This window comes from Pseudomonas sp. GW821-FHT07E12 (genome assembly GCF_058986605.1).
The window spans coordinates 18,167-32,139 of the sequence record NZ_JBYSVX010000022.1; the positions used below are offsets into that span (position 1 = coordinate 18,167).

The following is a 13,973-nucleotide window of genomic DNA, read 5'->3' on the forward strand; positions in this document are numbered from 1 at the left end:
GGTGCCGATCAGATTGCGGAATAGCCCACGCACACAGACCGGTATCCTTGCCGGATGAGCGAAATCATCCCATCTCCGATCGCCACCACCCAGCCGGACGCAGCGCTTCGCCGCGCGCTGGTGTTCGGCGCCAGTGGCCAGATCGGCGAGCGCGTGCTGCGGCGATTGGCCGCGCGGGGCTGGGACGTGGTCGCGGTATCACGGCAGGCGCGCGCGCCGCGGCCTGGAGTGAGCTGGCATCTCGGCGATCTCTCCACGCCACCGCCACCGGGCCCGTTCGCGGCGATCTTCAGCTGCGGCCCGCTCGATCACTTCGCGCGCTGGTACGCCGATACCGACATGCAGGCCGCGCGCATCGTCGCGTTCGGCTCGACCAGCCTGCAGGTCAAGCAGGCCTCCGGCGACGCCTACGAGCGCGATCTGGCCCGACGCCTGGCCGAGGCCGAACAACGCTTGTTCGCCACCGCGCAGGCGCGTGGCGCGGCGGCGACGGTGCTGCGGCCGACGCTGGTCTACGGCGCCGGGCGCGACCTGACCTTGAGCCGGATCGCGGCGATGGCGCAGCGCAGCGGACATTTCGTGCTGCCGGCCGGCGCCAGCGGGCGACGCCAGCCGGTGCATGTCGAAGATCTGGCCGACGCCGCGCTGGCGGTGCTGACGCAGCCGGCAACCCACGCTCGCAGCTACGCGCTGGGCGGCGGTGAGGTGCTGAGCTACGAAGACATGGTCCAGCGCGTGCTGGAGGCACTGCCGCAGCCGGCGCGGTTATGGCGCGTGCCGGGTTGGATGTTCGCTGCCGCCTTGCACGGCGCCCATGCGCTGGGCCGGCTGCACGGCATGAACGCCGCCGCGTTGCAGCGGATGCGCGAAGACCTGGTGTTCGACCTGGAGCCGGCGCGGCGCGACTTCGGCTATGCGCCGCGCGCCTTCAGTCCACGAACCGACGAGTTGTGCCTGTGATCGTAGAGCCGAGCTTGCTCGGCTGAAGCCTTCCCGATACAGCCCCAGCCGAGCAAGCTCGGCTCTACCGGCGAATCAATAGCGCCAACCCAGCTTACGATAGAGCTTGGCCAACACCCAGATCGGGCCGATCAGCAGGTAGGTCAGATCGGTGAGGAAGCTCGGCCGGCGACCCTCGAGGTGATGGCCATAGAACTGCGCGATCCACGCGATCACGAACACGCCGACGGCGGTACTCAGCAGGCCGCCGATGCCGAGTTGCGCCTCCAGCAGCCGGCACAGGCAACCGCAGAAGAAGAACCCCGCCAGCATGCCCAGCCCGAGCCGGTGCGAGAGGCGGTTGTAGAACATCCAGGCCGCGAACATCGCCAGCGCCGCCCACAAGCCGCTGCGGAACCAGGTGCCGCCGACCGGGATGCACCACAGCAGCGCCACCACCGACCACAGGATGGCCGGCACCGCGATCACGTGGATCGACTGGTTGGTGGTGTTGAGGTGGTCGCCGGAATAGCTGGAAAAGTAGCGTTCGATCGGGCGCGCGTCGGTGGTCTGCATGTGTTTCCCTCCCAGGAACTGGGCAGAGGATACCGCTTGCAGCGCCCGCCGGCGTTTGTCAGGCCGGATACGGCTCAGGGCGCGGCGAGCGTGCCATCGGTTGCGGCGCGGCAACATTGCACCAGTGCCGCGGTACGGGTGTGGATCAGCGGATGCTGGTCCGGCGCCGCGCTGTGCAGCAGCCCGGCGATGTGGAAGCTGAGAATCTCCTCGGCACGCTCGCTCTGGTCGCTGATGATGTGCGGTACCAGTCGCTCCAGTCGCGCCAGCTCCTGTTGAACTTCGTAATGCGTCTTCATGACGGTCCTGTCCTTTGGTGGTTGAAGGGCAGTGTCAGGCACTGCATCGGCCGAGCCGCTGCCAACAATCGCTGGCGAGCTGCTCGTAGTTCTCCTGGGTGCTGGAGGAAATGAAATGGCGCTCGATACGGCGGCGGAACAGTGTCAGCCGTTCCGGTTCGCTCGAATGGGGGGCCTGCAGGTAGATATCGCAGGCCATCTTCACCACGGGCGAAAGTTCGCTGAACTTGCCGATGTCGAGGCGTCCCTGTGCGTGACGCGCCTGCCAGTGAGCGATTTCGGCCTGCACGTCGATGACGGCCGGGTCACGGTTCATGGCCTTGGCCTCCTTTGAGGTCGTGGGCGGTGATCCGCAAGCGTAGCGGCACGGATGTAAGGTCATGTAAACGAGCGGTGATCGTGGGTGCGCGGGCGTTTCGCAGGTGAATGGGCTTCAATGTGAGGCGATGGGTTTGCCCGCCGCGATCGCAGGCTCACTGCGGGTCCGGGTCGGTGCCCTCGCGCCAGACGAAGGTCGCCACGCTGCGGGCGGGCATGGAGTAGGCGAACCGATTGCGACCTTCCTCGACCTCGATGCGTCGGGGTTGCATGGCCTGATTGGTGAGCAGCAGCACCCGCGAACCATCGTCCGGATTGAGAAAGGCGACGTTGGCGATCCCGTCGCCGCCCTCGCTGGAGTCGATCCGCCACGCGCCCGGGCGCACGAAGCGGCTGGCGTGCCCCAATACGTAGTACTCGTCGTTGCGTGTCACCGTGCCGTCGCGGCTGTCGATCGTGACCACGCCGTGGCAGGTGTCACAGCCACCGGCGTGCGGGCCGCGGTTCTCGTCCAGCGCCAGGTTCCAGAACAGCACGCCGCGTGCCCAGTTGCGCACCGGTTCGATCAGCATGCGGCGCGCGATCAGGGTCAGCCCGCCGCTGCGGATCGGCTCCCAGGTGCCGCCGGAGCACTCGGTCATGTAGGCGTCCTTGTCCGGGAACGCGTCATGCACCGGCGTCTGTGCCGACGGTTCGCCCGCGTAGCAATGCCAGGCCACCGCGTCGATATGGCGACCGGCTTTGGGGTCGCGCAACACCGCCAGCGGTTCTTCCGGTTTGTCCCAGTTGTGGTCCCAGTCGAACAGCAACGGCGCGTGCTCGCGCGCGGCCAGCAGCGGGCCGAGGTGCTCGCCGATGAAGCGCGCCCGCGCCGGTGCGTTCAAGCGCATGCCGGGATAGTTCGTGGGCTCGAAGTCCGGCTCGTTCTGCACGGTCAGCGCGAAGATCGGGATGCCCTCGTCGCGGTAGGCATCGACGTAACGCAGCAGGTAGCGCGCGAACGCATCGTAGTAGCGCGGATCGAGCGTGCCCTGGATCAGGCTGCGGTTGTCCTTCATCCACGCTGGCGCGCTCCACGGCGAGGCCATGATCTGCAACTGCGGATTGATCGCCAGCATCGCGCGCGCGACCGGAATCACGTCGTCGCGGTTGGGCGCGATGCTGAAGTGCCGCAACTGCGGATCCGGCTTGCCGTCCGGCGGATCGTCCAGGCTGTAGTGATGGCGCGAGAAGTCCGAGGCGCCGATGGTCAGCCGCGAGAAGCTCAGGCCCAATCCGCCATCGTCGCGCCCGAACAGCTCGCGCAGCAGCGCCTGGCGTGCGTCGGGCGTGAGCCGGGTCTGCAGCAGCCATGCCGAAGCGTCGGTGAGCGAAGCACCGAAGCCGACCATGCGCTGACGGTGTTGCTCGGTGTCGATCGCGATGTGCGTCGTGGGCGCCGCCTCGTCCCGTGTTGCGGACAACGTGATCGGATCGAGCTTGTGCCGGCCGTCGGCAGTAGTCAGCCAACCCTGCACCGGCTCGGATGCGTACAGCGGACCGGCCAGTCCGAGGATCGGCAACGCGGCCAGCAGCGGGCCGCACAAGCGCCGCAGTGTCGGATATCGCATCGTGCGTTTCCTCCCGGGTCGAAGCGTCGTGTCGGCATCGGAAGAAAGCACATTCCTGCGCAGTTGCCGTGCTGCGGCGCGGAAACCCGATGCGTTTTCCTTCTCGCCACAAAGACGAAAGCCAACGCCCGCAGGGAATGTGTCGATCGATGTCTGATTGTGTTGACACTGGCATGAGGCATCGCTAAGACAGCGCTGTCAACAACGAGCTGGAGGGAGCTCATGAAGACGTCGCATCCGCGCGCGGCCGCATGGCCGTGCCCGTGCAGAACACGACTCGCATTGGCCTGCTGTCTGGTGTTGTCCGCCACGGCCGTCCAGGCCCAGGACGCGCAGCCGCAGCAGGACGTATCCACGCTGGAGACAGTCAAGGTCACCGGCATCCGCCATGCGATCGAGAAGGCGATCGACACCAAGAGCGAGTCCTCGCTGATCGTGGAGGCGATCTCGGCCGAGGACCTCGGCAAGCTGCCGGATGTATCGATCGCCGATTCGATCGCACGCCTGCCCGGCATCGCCACCCAGCGCGTGGATGGCCGCTCGCAGGTGATCCAGATCCGCGGCATGTCCGAGCAGTTCGTCGGCACCACGCTCAACGGCCGCGAGCAGGTCAGCACCGGCGACAGCCGCGGCGTGGAGTTCGATCAGTTCCCGGCCGAGTTGATCAATGCGGTGACCGTCTACAAGACCGCCGACGCGGCGGTGATCGGGCAGGGCCTGTCCGGCACCGTGGACCTGAAGACGATCCGTCCGCTCGATCTGGGCGAGCGCCGCCTCGTGTTCGGCGGTCAGGCCGAGAGGAACTCGCTGGGTGACCTCAGCAGTGACGGTGATGCCAAGGGCTATCGCGCCAGTGCCTCGTACGTGGACCAGTTCGCCGACGACACCATCGGCATCGCGCTCGGCGTGGCGCGGTTGAATTCGCCATTCCAGGAGAAGCACTACAAGGAATGGTGGTGGGGCGACACCAACGTGTGGGGCGCGACGCAGCCGGGCAAGCCGGCCGGTGATGTGGCATTGCAGGGTTCGGAAGCGTGGGTGAAGTCGCACGACCTGACCCGTGATGGTGTGATGGGCACGTTCGAGTTCAAGCCGAACGAGCATTTCCACAGCGTTCTCGACGTGTACTGGTCCAAGTTCACCCAGGATGAGGTGATGCACGGGGTGATGTGGTCCAACGACCCGTGGTTCACCAACGCCGCCGGCGGGCAGGTGGGCTACGAGAACATCACCACCACCGACAAGAACGGCGTGCCGGTGATCACCCAGGGCACGTTGACCGGCACCCAGCCGGTGATCCGCAACGACAACAACACACGCGAGGACAAGCTGCTCTCGATCGGCTGGACCAACACCTTCCGCCGGGATCCGTGGACGGCGACGCTGGACCTGAACTATTCCAGCGCCAAACGCCGGCAGTCACAGCTGGAGACCTACGCCGGCCTGCTCGGCCAGCAGGACATCGTGTTCGACGTGCCGATCAGCGCCGGTTACGGCCGCTACACGCTGCCGGACATGGCCGATCCGGATGCGGTGTATCTGTGGGATCCACAGAACTGGGGGCATGACGGCCGCCTGGAGAACTCCTGGCAGAAGGACGAGATCAAGGCCGGCCGCTTCGAGGTCAACTACGACGTCGATACTGCATTCGTACGCAGTTTCGACCTGGGCGTGAACATCAACCGGCGCAGCAAGGACAAGCGCGCCGATGTGTACTTCGCCGATCTGATCGATGGCACACCGAGCCTGGTCGATCCATCGCTGCTGTACTCGCCGACCTCGCTGGGCTTCGTCGGCATCGGCGATGTGCTCAGTTTCGATCCGCGCGCGCTGCTGGGCCGCTACTACGACGTCACGCTGTCGGAAAGCAATGACGATCTGCGCAAGGACTATGTTGTCGACGAGCACGTCAACACGTACTACATGCGCGCCAACATCGACATGGACCTGACCGAGCGCATCCGCGTGCGCGGCAACGCTGGCCTGCAGTACATCACCACCGACCAGTCCTCGACCGGCTTCAATGCCAACGGTGGCGCAATCGTGGGCGCGCAGACGTTGGGGATCACCTACCACGACGCGCTGCCAAGCCTGAACCTGGTATTCGACTTCGGCGATGGCTGGATGGCGCGCCTCGGTGCGGCCAAGCAGCTGATGCGTCCGCCGATCAACTATCTCAGTGCCGATGCCAGCGCCAGCGTCAGCCAGACCACGCGCGAGTGGAACGGCAGCGGCGGCAATCCGAAACTGCAGCCATACCGCGCCAACTCGGTGGACCTGTCGCTGGAGAAGTATTTCGGCTCAGCCAGCTATGTCAGCCTGGCGTTGTTCTACAAGGATCTGGAGACCTACATCTATCGCCAGAACCTGCGCTGGGATTTCACCGGCTACAACGACAACGGCATCACGCCGGTCTCCAACATCGGCACCTTCAGCACCTGGGCCAACGGCACCGGCGGCTACATGCGCGGCGTGGAAGCGGCGGTGACACTCACCGGCGATCTGTTCAACGAGGCGTTGAGCGGTTTCGGCCTGCAGGTCAACGGCTCCTACACTGAATCGTCGATCGACCCGGATCCCAACGACGATTCCGTCGGTACCGACACGATTCCCGGACTGTCCAAGGTGGTCGCCAACGCCACGCTGTTCTACGAGAAGCATGGCTTCGGCGCGCGTGTCAGTCAGCGTTATCGTGACGCCTATCGTGGCGAGTACGGCTCGCTGTTCGGTCAGCGCACCTATCGCAATACGCTGAGCGAACGCGTCACCGATCTGCAGCTGAGTTACGACTTTCCGGAGAGCGGCCGCTTGAAGGGCCTGTCGGTGCTGTTCCAGGTCAACAACCTGACCAACGAGCCGTTCCGTACCGTGGTCAGCGATTCGACCGGCAGCAAGATCTTCCTGCCCGAGGAATACACCGAGTACGGTCGCCAGTACCTGCTCGGTTTCCGCTACGAGTTGTGAGCATGGCGGCCGGTACGTCCGTCACGTACCGGCCACCGCACGATCCATCCGCCGGTGCCGGCGTCCACGAATGCCGGGCCGGCTGTCGGTATGCTTGGCGGAAAGACCAGGGAGCGGGATGTGCGGGTAAGAATCGAGGATGTGGCGCGCGCGGCGGATGTGTCCATGAAGACGGTATCGCGCGTGCTCAACGGCGAGCCCGGGGTGCGCTCGCACATCCGCGAGCGCGTCAACGAGGTCGCGCGGCAGATGAACTACCGGCCGGACCCATCGGCGCGGCGGCTGGCCGGCAAGCGCTCGTACCTGGTCGGTTTCGTCTACGACAACCCGTCGGCGAACTACCTGATGGAACTGATCGGTGGTGTGGTCGAGGCCTGCGAGGAGTTGCACTACGGCATGCTGGTGCAGCCGGTGTCGTTCCGGCGGCCGGATTTCGTGCAGGCGGTGAAGGCGCTGGTCGCGTTCTCCAAGCTCGATGGCTTGATCCTGACCCCGCCGCTGACCGACAGCGATGAACTGCTCGATGCATTGCGCGAAGCCGGTATCGCGTTCTCCTGCGTCTCGCCGAGGGACTGCGACAACAACATCGGCGTCACGCTCGACGAGCGCCACGCCGTGCGCGAGATCGTCACCCTGCTGATCGGGCACGGACACCGCCGTATCGGCCACATCCAGGGGCATACCGCGCACGGTGCCAGTGACTGGCGGCTGGACGGTCATCGCGACGCGTTGGCCGAGCATGGGTTGCCGTTCGATCCGGCGCTGGTGGTGCCGGGCGAGTTTTCGTTCGACTCCGGTGTGCGTGCCGCGCAACAGTTGCTGGAGCTGCCCGATCCACCGACCGCGATCTTCGCTGCCAACGACGACATGGCCACCGGCGTGTTCAGCGTGGTGCAGGCTCGCGGCCTGCGCATCCCGCAGGACATCTCGATCTGTGGTTTCGACGACATGCCGGTATCGCGGCAGGTATTCCCGCCGCTCACCACGATCCATCAGCCTGCACGTGACATGGGCAAGGTGGTGACGGCCGAACTGATCAAGTCGATCCGCACACCCGGCGCGGGCGCGATGGTACGGATGCCGTACTCGATGTGCCTGCGTGGGTCGGTGGGGCAGGTGCCGCGATAGCAGCGGCGGGATGATCGATCGTAGAAGCGGCTCTGCGTGGCTTCAGGCCTTGGCCGCGTGGGGCTTCACGAGGACGGCGACGTCGCAGCGGAGCCGCCTGCGGCTGCGGCCTCGGCCCCGCCAATCGCCCGCGCACCGACGATGATCATCCGCAGCATTGTCGAGATCTGCTCGATCAGCTCCGGGTCGCGTTCCGGTGGCAGGTCCATCGCGGTGGCGCCCATCGCGAACACCAGCCGGGTGATCGCCTTGGACACCAGCGCCGGCTCATGCAGCACCGCGCCGTCGGCAGCGGCCAGTCGCACCAGATCGTGCTGCAGCTCTTCCTCGAAATAGCTCAGCTCGTGTTCGACCGCGTGCTTGAACGCATCCGAGCCGACCGCGCCCTCGCGCAGCAGCACGTGCAGCAGCTTGTCGTCGGCGCGCAGCTGTTCGATGAAGGTCTCCATCGACACCCGCACCACGCTGCGGTCGGTCGAGGTCGCGCGCCGGCGCGCCTGGCCGATGATCGTGCGCAGCGAGCGGCCGGCCAGATCGATCAGCGCCACCGCCAGCTCGTCCATGTCGCGGAACTGCCGATAGAAGCTGTTCGGCGCGATCCCGGCCTCGCGCGCGACCTCGCGCAGGCTCAGCGTGGACAGGCTGCGGTGCGGGCCGATCAGTTTGAGCGCGGCCGCCAGCAAATCCTCACGCGTGACCGTCCGGCGGTGCGGAGCGGTGTCATCGGAGGTGGTCAGCACGGTCGAAGTCATGGGCAGGTCACGGGAAGCTGGCTGAATCATACCTGCGGCAATGAATATACAGTTGTATACACAAGTGTGCATGCACACGTATAGTGAGCCTCATGGATCCTGCCTCCACTTCGACCTCCGCCCCCGCTTCCCGCCGTCCCGGAGGGCTGCAGCGCTGGCTTTCGCCCAAGTTGTTCGACTTCTGGGCCGGCCAGATCAACCCGCTGTGGTCGTTGGAGCGGCCGCTGGCGCGGTTGGTCGAGCGTCAGCCGGCCGGTCATGGCGCGGCGACGCTGGTGCTGCGGACCAACCGTCACTGGCAAGGCATGCGCGCCGGTCAGCACGTCAATCTCGGCGTGGAGATCGAGGGCCGCCGCCTGCTGCGCAGCTACAGCCCGACGCGGCTGGACGCGCGCCATGTCGCGATCACCGTGAAGGCGGTCGAGGGCGGCCGGGTCAGCCGTTATCTGGTCGAGCGCGCCACGCCGGGCGAGGTGTTCACGCTGGAAGCCGCCTTCGGCGAGATGGTGCTGCCGCCGTCGCCCGCGCCGTTGTTGCTGCTCGCCGCCGGCAGCGGCATCACCCCGATGCGTGCGCTGCTGCGTGAACTGGCCGCGCGCGGCATGCCGGTGGATGTCGCGCTGCTGTACTGGGCACGCACCCGCGAAGAGTTCTGCTTCGCCGATGAACTGCAGGCGCTGGCGCAGCAGCATCCGCGCCTGCAACTGCATCTGCTGGCCACGCGCGATCCGCAGGCTCCGGCGCCGCGCATCGATGCGTACCCGCTCGATGGCGTGGCCGATCTGGCATCCCGGCATGTGATGGCGTGCGGCCCGGCGGGTTTTGTCGCTGCCGCGCGCGCGCATCTGGATGGGCAGGTGGCCCGCTTCCAGGCCGAGGCCTTCACGCCGGAACCCCCGGTGGCTGGCGAAGAAGGCGAAGTCGAGGTCCATCTGGCCCGCAGTGGTCGCCGCCTGCGTCTCCCGCGCGGAATGTCGCTGCTGGAAGGGCTCGAAGCCCAGGGCCTGCGGCCCAAGCACGGTTGCCGCATGGGCATCTGCAACAGCTGCTCCTGCGGCCGCCAGTCCGGCGCCACCCGTCACGTGCTGACCGGCGAGCGCAGCGACGAACCCGCTGTCCCCGTGCGCCTGTGCGTCAACGCACCGAGCACCGACCTGATCCTGGATCTTTGAGGAACTCCGCATGAGCCGTGTCCACAATCGCGTTCTGTCACCGGCCGAACTGCACACCTTCGGCGAGGAGCTGGACGCGCTGCGCGCGCGCGCATTGGCCGAGGTTGGCGAGAGTGACGCCCGCTACATCCGTCGCGTCGCCGCGGCGGTGCGCTGGGCCGGCCTGCTCGGGCGCGCGCTGCTGTTCCTCGGCGCGTTCGTGCACACCGTGCTGGTGCCGGCCTGGATCGGCGGCGTGCTGCTGCTGGCGCTGTCGAAGATCCTGGAGAACATGGAGCTGGGCCACAACGTGATGCACGGCCAGTTCGACTGGATGGGCGACTCGCGCCTGGACGGCAACACCTACGAGTGGGACATCGTCGCCACCGCCGACAACTGGCGCAAAACCCACAACTTCCGCCACCACACCTATACCAACGTGCGTGGCATGGACGATGACATCGGCTACGGCCTGCTGCGGATTTTCCCCGAACAGCGCTGGCGTCCGTTCTACCTGCTGCAGCCGCTGATCGCGCCGGTGTTCGCACTGCTGTTCCAGTGGGGCGTGGCGATCCAGGACCTGCGCCTGGGCCGCTGGATCAAGGGCAAGATGAGCCACCGCCAGCTATGGCGCGAGTTCCGCCCGGTCGGCGCCAAGATGGGCCGGCAGTTGTTCAAGGATTACCTGCTGTTCCCCGCGCTGGCCGGCCCGTTCTTCCTGCCGGTGCTGCTGGGCAACCTGGTCGCCAACGGCATGCGCAACGTGTGGACCTACGTGATCATCTTCTGTGGTCACTTCACCGCCGACGCCGAGACGTTCCCGAAGGAATGCCTGCGCAACGAATCGCGCGGCCACTGGTACCTGCGCCAGCTGCGCGGCTCGTCCAACCTCACCGGTGGCTGGCTGATCAACGTGCTGTCGGGCAACCTGAGCCACCAGATCGAGCACCACTTCTACCCGGACATCCCGGCCAACCGCTACGCGCAGCTGGCGGTGGAAGTGAAGGCCATCTGCGGCCGCTACGGCCAGCACTACAACACCGGCTCGTTGCCGAGCCAGTTCGGCCAGGTGGTATGGCGGATCCTGCGCCACGCATTCCCGAGCCGGCCGCGGCGCGTGGCGACGTCGGTGGCGACCCAGGCTGGGTGAGGCGATAGAACGGTGTGAAGGCGTCGGCCCCGAGAGGTTCACGCCGACCAAATCATGGCGGGGCTAGCGTCCGTGGTCCCTGAGTCGAGCGGGTAGCCGCCATGATAATCAAAGACGTGATGAGCCGGGATGTGGCCGTGATCGGCCCGGAGCAAACGCTGCGCGAGGCGGCGATGCTGATGCGGCAGAAGGACATCGGTAGCCTGCCGGTCCGTGAGCACGACCGGCTGGTCGGCATGTTGACCGATCGCGACATCGTGATCCGCGCGCTGGCCGATGGTGGCGATGCCAACAGCCGCGTGCGCGAGGCGATGTCCGGTTCGATCAAGTACTGCTACGAGGACGACGACGTGGATGACGTCGCCGAGAACATGGCCTCGCTGGAAATCCGGCGCTTGCCGGTGGTCAGTCGCGACAAGCAACTGGTGGGGATCGTCTCGCTGTCGAACATGGCGCACAGCGAGGACGAAGCCTGCGAGGTGGTCGCGCGCGGCGTTGCTCGGCCTCACTGACAGATGAGATCCGGTTCCGGCGACTGCTGACCTGGCGGTCGCCGGTTCACGCGGCCCCGGGAAGTGCCCGATCCAGCCGGCGATAGCCGATCGCTTCGGTCAGGTGCGCGGTGGCGATGTTCTCGCTGCCGGCGAGATCGGCGATGGTGCGGGCGACGCGCAGGATCCGGTGCATCGAGCGCGCCGACAGCTGCAGTTGTTCGATCGCGCGCTCCAGCAGGTGCTGATCGGGCGCAACCAGCCGACAATCGCGATCGGTCTGTGCCTGGTCGAGCCGCGCGTTGGGGCGGCCGGCGCGTTGCAGTTGACGTTCGCGCGCTTCGGCGACGCGCTGGCGCACGCAGGCGCTGTCCTCGCTGGGCGGTGCACCGGTGCGCAGTTCCTGCGGTGGCAGGCGCGGGACTTCCACGTGCAGGTCGATGCGATCGAGCAGTGGGCCGGAAATGCGGCCGCGATAGCGTCGGATCGCTTCCGCGCCGCAGCGGCAGCGTCCGCTGGCATCGCCGGACCAGCCGCACGGGCACGGGTTCATTGCGGCCACTAGCTGGAAGCGCGCGGGGAAGTCGGTGCTGCGTGCAGCACGCGAAATCGTCACCACACCGGATTCGAGCGGCTCGCGCAGCACTTCCAGCGTGGCGCGATTCCACTCGGGCAATTCATCCAGAAACAGAACGCCGTTGTGTGCGAGTGAAATCTCGCCGGGTCGTGGTTGTGCGCCGCCGCCGACCAGTGCGACCGCGCTGGCGGTGTGATGCGGAGATCGATAGGGCCGCTGACGCCAACGAGCCAGGTCGATGCCGCGTCCACTGACTGAGGCGATCGCGGCGGTTTCCAGCGCTTCGGCTTCTGCGGCGGGCGGCAGCAGGCCGGGCAGGCGCGAGGCGAGCAGGGTTTTGCCGCAGCCGGGGCTGCCGAGCAGCAGCAGATGGTGTGCACCGGCTGCGGCGATTTCCAATGCGCGGCGCGCGTGCGGCTGGCCGCGGACGTCGGCGAGGTCGGGCATCGGCGATGACACCGGTTCCGTGATGTGCGGCGATTGCGCGCGTGGCAGTTCGCCGCGTCCGTTCAACGCCGCGCAGACTTCCAGCAGCGTGCGTGCGGTGTAGGCCTCGACCTCGCCGGCGATCGCCGCTTCGGCGCCGTTGTCGGTCGGCACCACCAGCTTGCGTCCCGCACGCGCGGCGGCCAGTGCGGCGGGCAGCACGCCATCGACTGCACGCAGCTCGCCGGTCAGCGCGAGTTCGCCGAGGAATTCGTAGCCGTCGAGCACGCTGCGATCGATCTGCCCATTGGCGGCGAGGATGCCGAGCGCGATCGGCAGATCGAAGCGGCCGCCGTCCTTGGGCAGGTCGGCGGGGGCGAGGTTGATGGTGATGCGACGCGCGGGGTAATCGAACTGCGCGCACAGCAGTGCGGCGCGCACACGTTCACGTGACTCGCGCACTGCTGCTTCCGGCAGGCCGACCAATTGGGTGATCGGCAATCCGCCGGAGAGATGGACCTCGACCCGTACCGCCGGCGCATGCACGCCGGCCCGTGCACGGCTGTGCACCAGTGCCAGGCTCATGGCAGCGGGATCAGGCGGCGGGCGGGGTGTCGCCGGAGGCGCGGGCCTCCAGCGCGGCCACGGTCTTTTCCAGTGCGTCCAGTTTCTCGCGGGTGCGCAGCAGCACCGCGCGCTGTACTTCGAACTCCTCGCGGGTGACCAGGTCGAGCTTGGTCAGGCCGGCCTGCAGCGCGCCCTTGAAGGCGCTCTGCAGCTCTTCGCGCGATTGGCGCAGGCCGGGCGGCACCAGGTCGCTGAGGCGGCGGGCGAGGTCGTCGATGTGGTTGAGGTCGATCATCTGGGTTCTCCGGGGTCTGCAGCGAGGCTAGTTCGGCCCCGCTGTGCGGACCATCGGCAAGTCGTGCATCCGCAGGTAAGGATAATCCGAGGACGCCGGCATGATGAGACTTGCACGGCGACCCGTTATCCTGCGGGTGTGCAGGGCGAGTCTGTGGTGCGAGTCCTTCGCAAGAGCCCGCACACCCTTGTGCGGGGATTCGATAGGGTGAGTCCCTTCGCGAGAGCCCGTACGTTCATGTACGGGAATTGAAATTCGAGCCGCGACGTATCCATGTGCGGTGATTCAAATACGGAGCATCCCGATGAAGATGATCATGGCCATCGTCAAGCCGTTCAAACTGGACGACGTGCGCGAGGCGCTGGCCGGCTGCGGCGTGGCGGGCATCACCGTGACCGAGGTCAAGGGCTTCGGCCGGCAGAAGGGCCACACCGAGCTGTATCGCGGCGCGGAGTACGTGGTGGATTTCCTGCCGAAGGTGAAGATCGAGGTGGCCGTGACCGATGAGCAGGTCGATGCGGTGATCGAGGCCATCGTCCGTGCGGCCGGCACCGGCAAGATCGGTGATGGCAAGGTGTTCGTCTACGACCTCAACACGGTGGTGCGTATTCGTACCGGTGAGTTGGACGCTGACGCGCTTTGAGCTGGATTGCTGTTGGTAGGAGCGGGGGGGGGGGGGGGGGGGGGGGGGGGGGGGGGGGGGGGGGGGGGGGGGGGGGGGGGGGGGGGG

Annotated in this window: 14 protein-coding genes; 7 read left to right on the forward strand and 7 right to left on the reverse strand. The window is 66.8% G+C overall.

Going from position 1 to position 13,973, the window contains the following annotated elements; all coding sequences use genetic code 11:
* The first annotated feature begins 54 nt into the window (after positions 1–54).
* Positions 55–960, forward strand: coding sequence for an SDR family oxidoreductase (locus AC3WJE_RS13130; protein WP_493731252.1), 906 nt, complete (start codon positions 55–57; stop codon positions 958–960).
* Positions 961–1,035: 75 nt separating this feature from the next.
* Here the strand turns inward: AC3WJE_RS13130 and AC3WJE_RS13135 are convergent, their stop codons facing one another.
* The 4 genes from AC3WJE_RS13135 to AC3WJE_RS13150 form a co-directional block, all read right to left on the reverse strand.
* Positions 1,036–1,515 (reverse strand): Mpo1 family 2-hydroxy fatty acid dioxygenase, encoded by a 480-nt coding sequence (locus AC3WJE_RS13135; protein ID WP_493731253.1) that lies wholly within the window; start codon positions 1,513–1,515, stop codon positions 1,036–1,038.
* A gap of 74 nt (positions 1,516–1,589) precedes the next feature.
* A complete protein-coding gene (locus tag AC3WJE_RS13140) occupies positions 1,590–1,814 on the reverse strand; it encodes a hypothetical protein (RefSeq protein ID WP_493731254.1) in 225 nt (74 codons plus the stop codon).
* 34 nt (positions 1,815–1,848) lie between these two features.
* Complete coding sequence (locus tag AC3WJE_RS13145; RefSeq protein ID WP_493731255.1) at positions 1,849–2,130, reverse strand: hypothetical protein; 282 nt, start codon at positions 2,128–2,130, stop codon at positions 1,849–1,851.
* 157 nt (positions 2,131–2,287) lie between these two features.
* Positions 2,288–3,742, reverse strand: a complete 1,455-nt coding sequence (locus AC3WJE_RS13150) for a glycoside hydrolase family 30 protein (RefSeq protein WP_493731256.1) — start codon at positions 3,740–3,742, stop codon at positions 2,288–2,290.
* A 222-nt stretch (positions 3,743–3,964) separates the two neighbouring features.
* On the opposite strand from AC3WJE_RS13150, the gene AC3WJE_RS13155 reads away from it, so the two are divergent.
* Positions 3,965–6,706 (forward strand): TonB-dependent receptor, encoded by a 2,742-nt coding sequence (locus AC3WJE_RS13155; RefSeq protein WP_493731257.1) that lies wholly within the window; start codon positions 3,965–3,967, stop codon positions 6,704–6,706.
* A 90-nt stretch (positions 6,707–6,796) separates the two neighbouring features.
* Positions 6,797–7,834 (forward strand): LacI family DNA-binding transcriptional regulator, encoded by a 1,038-nt coding sequence (locus AC3WJE_RS13160; protein ID WP_493731258.1) that lies wholly within the window; start codon positions 6,797–6,799, stop codon positions 7,832–7,834.
* A gap of 65 nt (positions 7,835–7,899) precedes the next feature.
* On the opposite strand, the gene fabR is transcribed toward AC3WJE_RS13160, so the two are convergent.
* Positions 7,900–8,586, reverse strand: a complete 687-nt coding sequence (fabR, locus tag AC3WJE_RS13165; protein ID WP_493731259.1) for an HTH-type transcriptional repressor FabR — start codon at positions 8,584–8,586, stop codon at positions 7,900–7,902.
* 92 nt (positions 8,587–8,678) lie between these two features.
* Here fabR and AC3WJE_RS13170 point away from each other — a divergent pair, with 92 nt between their 5' ends.
* The 3 genes from AC3WJE_RS13170 (at position 8,679) to AC3WJE_RS13180 (ending at position 11,399) form a co-directional block, all read left to right on the forward strand.
* The gene (locus AC3WJE_RS13170) at positions 8,679–9,758 is read left to right on the forward strand and encodes a ferredoxin reductase (RefSeq protein WP_493731260.1); all 1,080 of its coding nucleotides are present in this window, start codon (positions 8,679–8,681) and stop codon (positions 9,756–9,758) included.
* Positions 9,759–9,768: 10 nt separating this feature from the next.
* The gene (locus AC3WJE_RS13175; RefSeq protein WP_493731261.1) at positions 9,769–10,887 is read left to right on the forward strand and encodes a fatty acid desaturase family protein; all 1,119 of its coding nucleotides are present in this window, start codon (positions 9,769–9,771) and stop codon (positions 10,885–10,887) included.
* A 101-nt stretch (positions 10,888–10,988) separates the two neighbouring features.
* A complete protein-coding gene (locus AC3WJE_RS13180; protein WP_493731262.1) occupies positions 10,989–11,399 on the forward strand; it encodes a CBS domain-containing protein in 411 nt (136 codons plus the stop codon).
* 46 nt (positions 11,400–11,445) lie between these two features.
* Here AC3WJE_RS13180 and AC3WJE_RS13185 read toward each other — a convergent pair whose 3' ends face one another.
* Positions 11,446–12,966, reverse strand: coding sequence for a YifB family Mg chelatase-like AAA ATPase (locus AC3WJE_RS13185; protein ID WP_493731263.1), 1,521 nt, complete (start codon positions 12,964–12,966; stop codon positions 11,446–11,448).
* A 10-nt stretch (positions 12,967–12,976) separates the two neighbouring features.
* Entirely contained in the window at positions 12,977–13,243 is a 267-nt protein-coding gene (gene ubiK / locus AC3WJE_RS13190) for a ubiquinone biosynthesis accessory factor UbiK (RefSeq protein ID WP_493731264.1), read from the reverse strand.
* 304 nt (positions 13,244–13,547) lie between these two features.
* On the opposite strand from ubiK, the gene AC3WJE_RS13195 reads away from it, so the two are divergent.
* Positions 13,548–13,886, forward strand: a complete 339-nt coding sequence (locus AC3WJE_RS13195; protein ID WP_493731265.1) for a P-II family nitrogen regulator — start codon at positions 13,548–13,550, stop codon at positions 13,884–13,886.
* Positions 13,887–13,973: the final 87 nt, after the last annotated feature.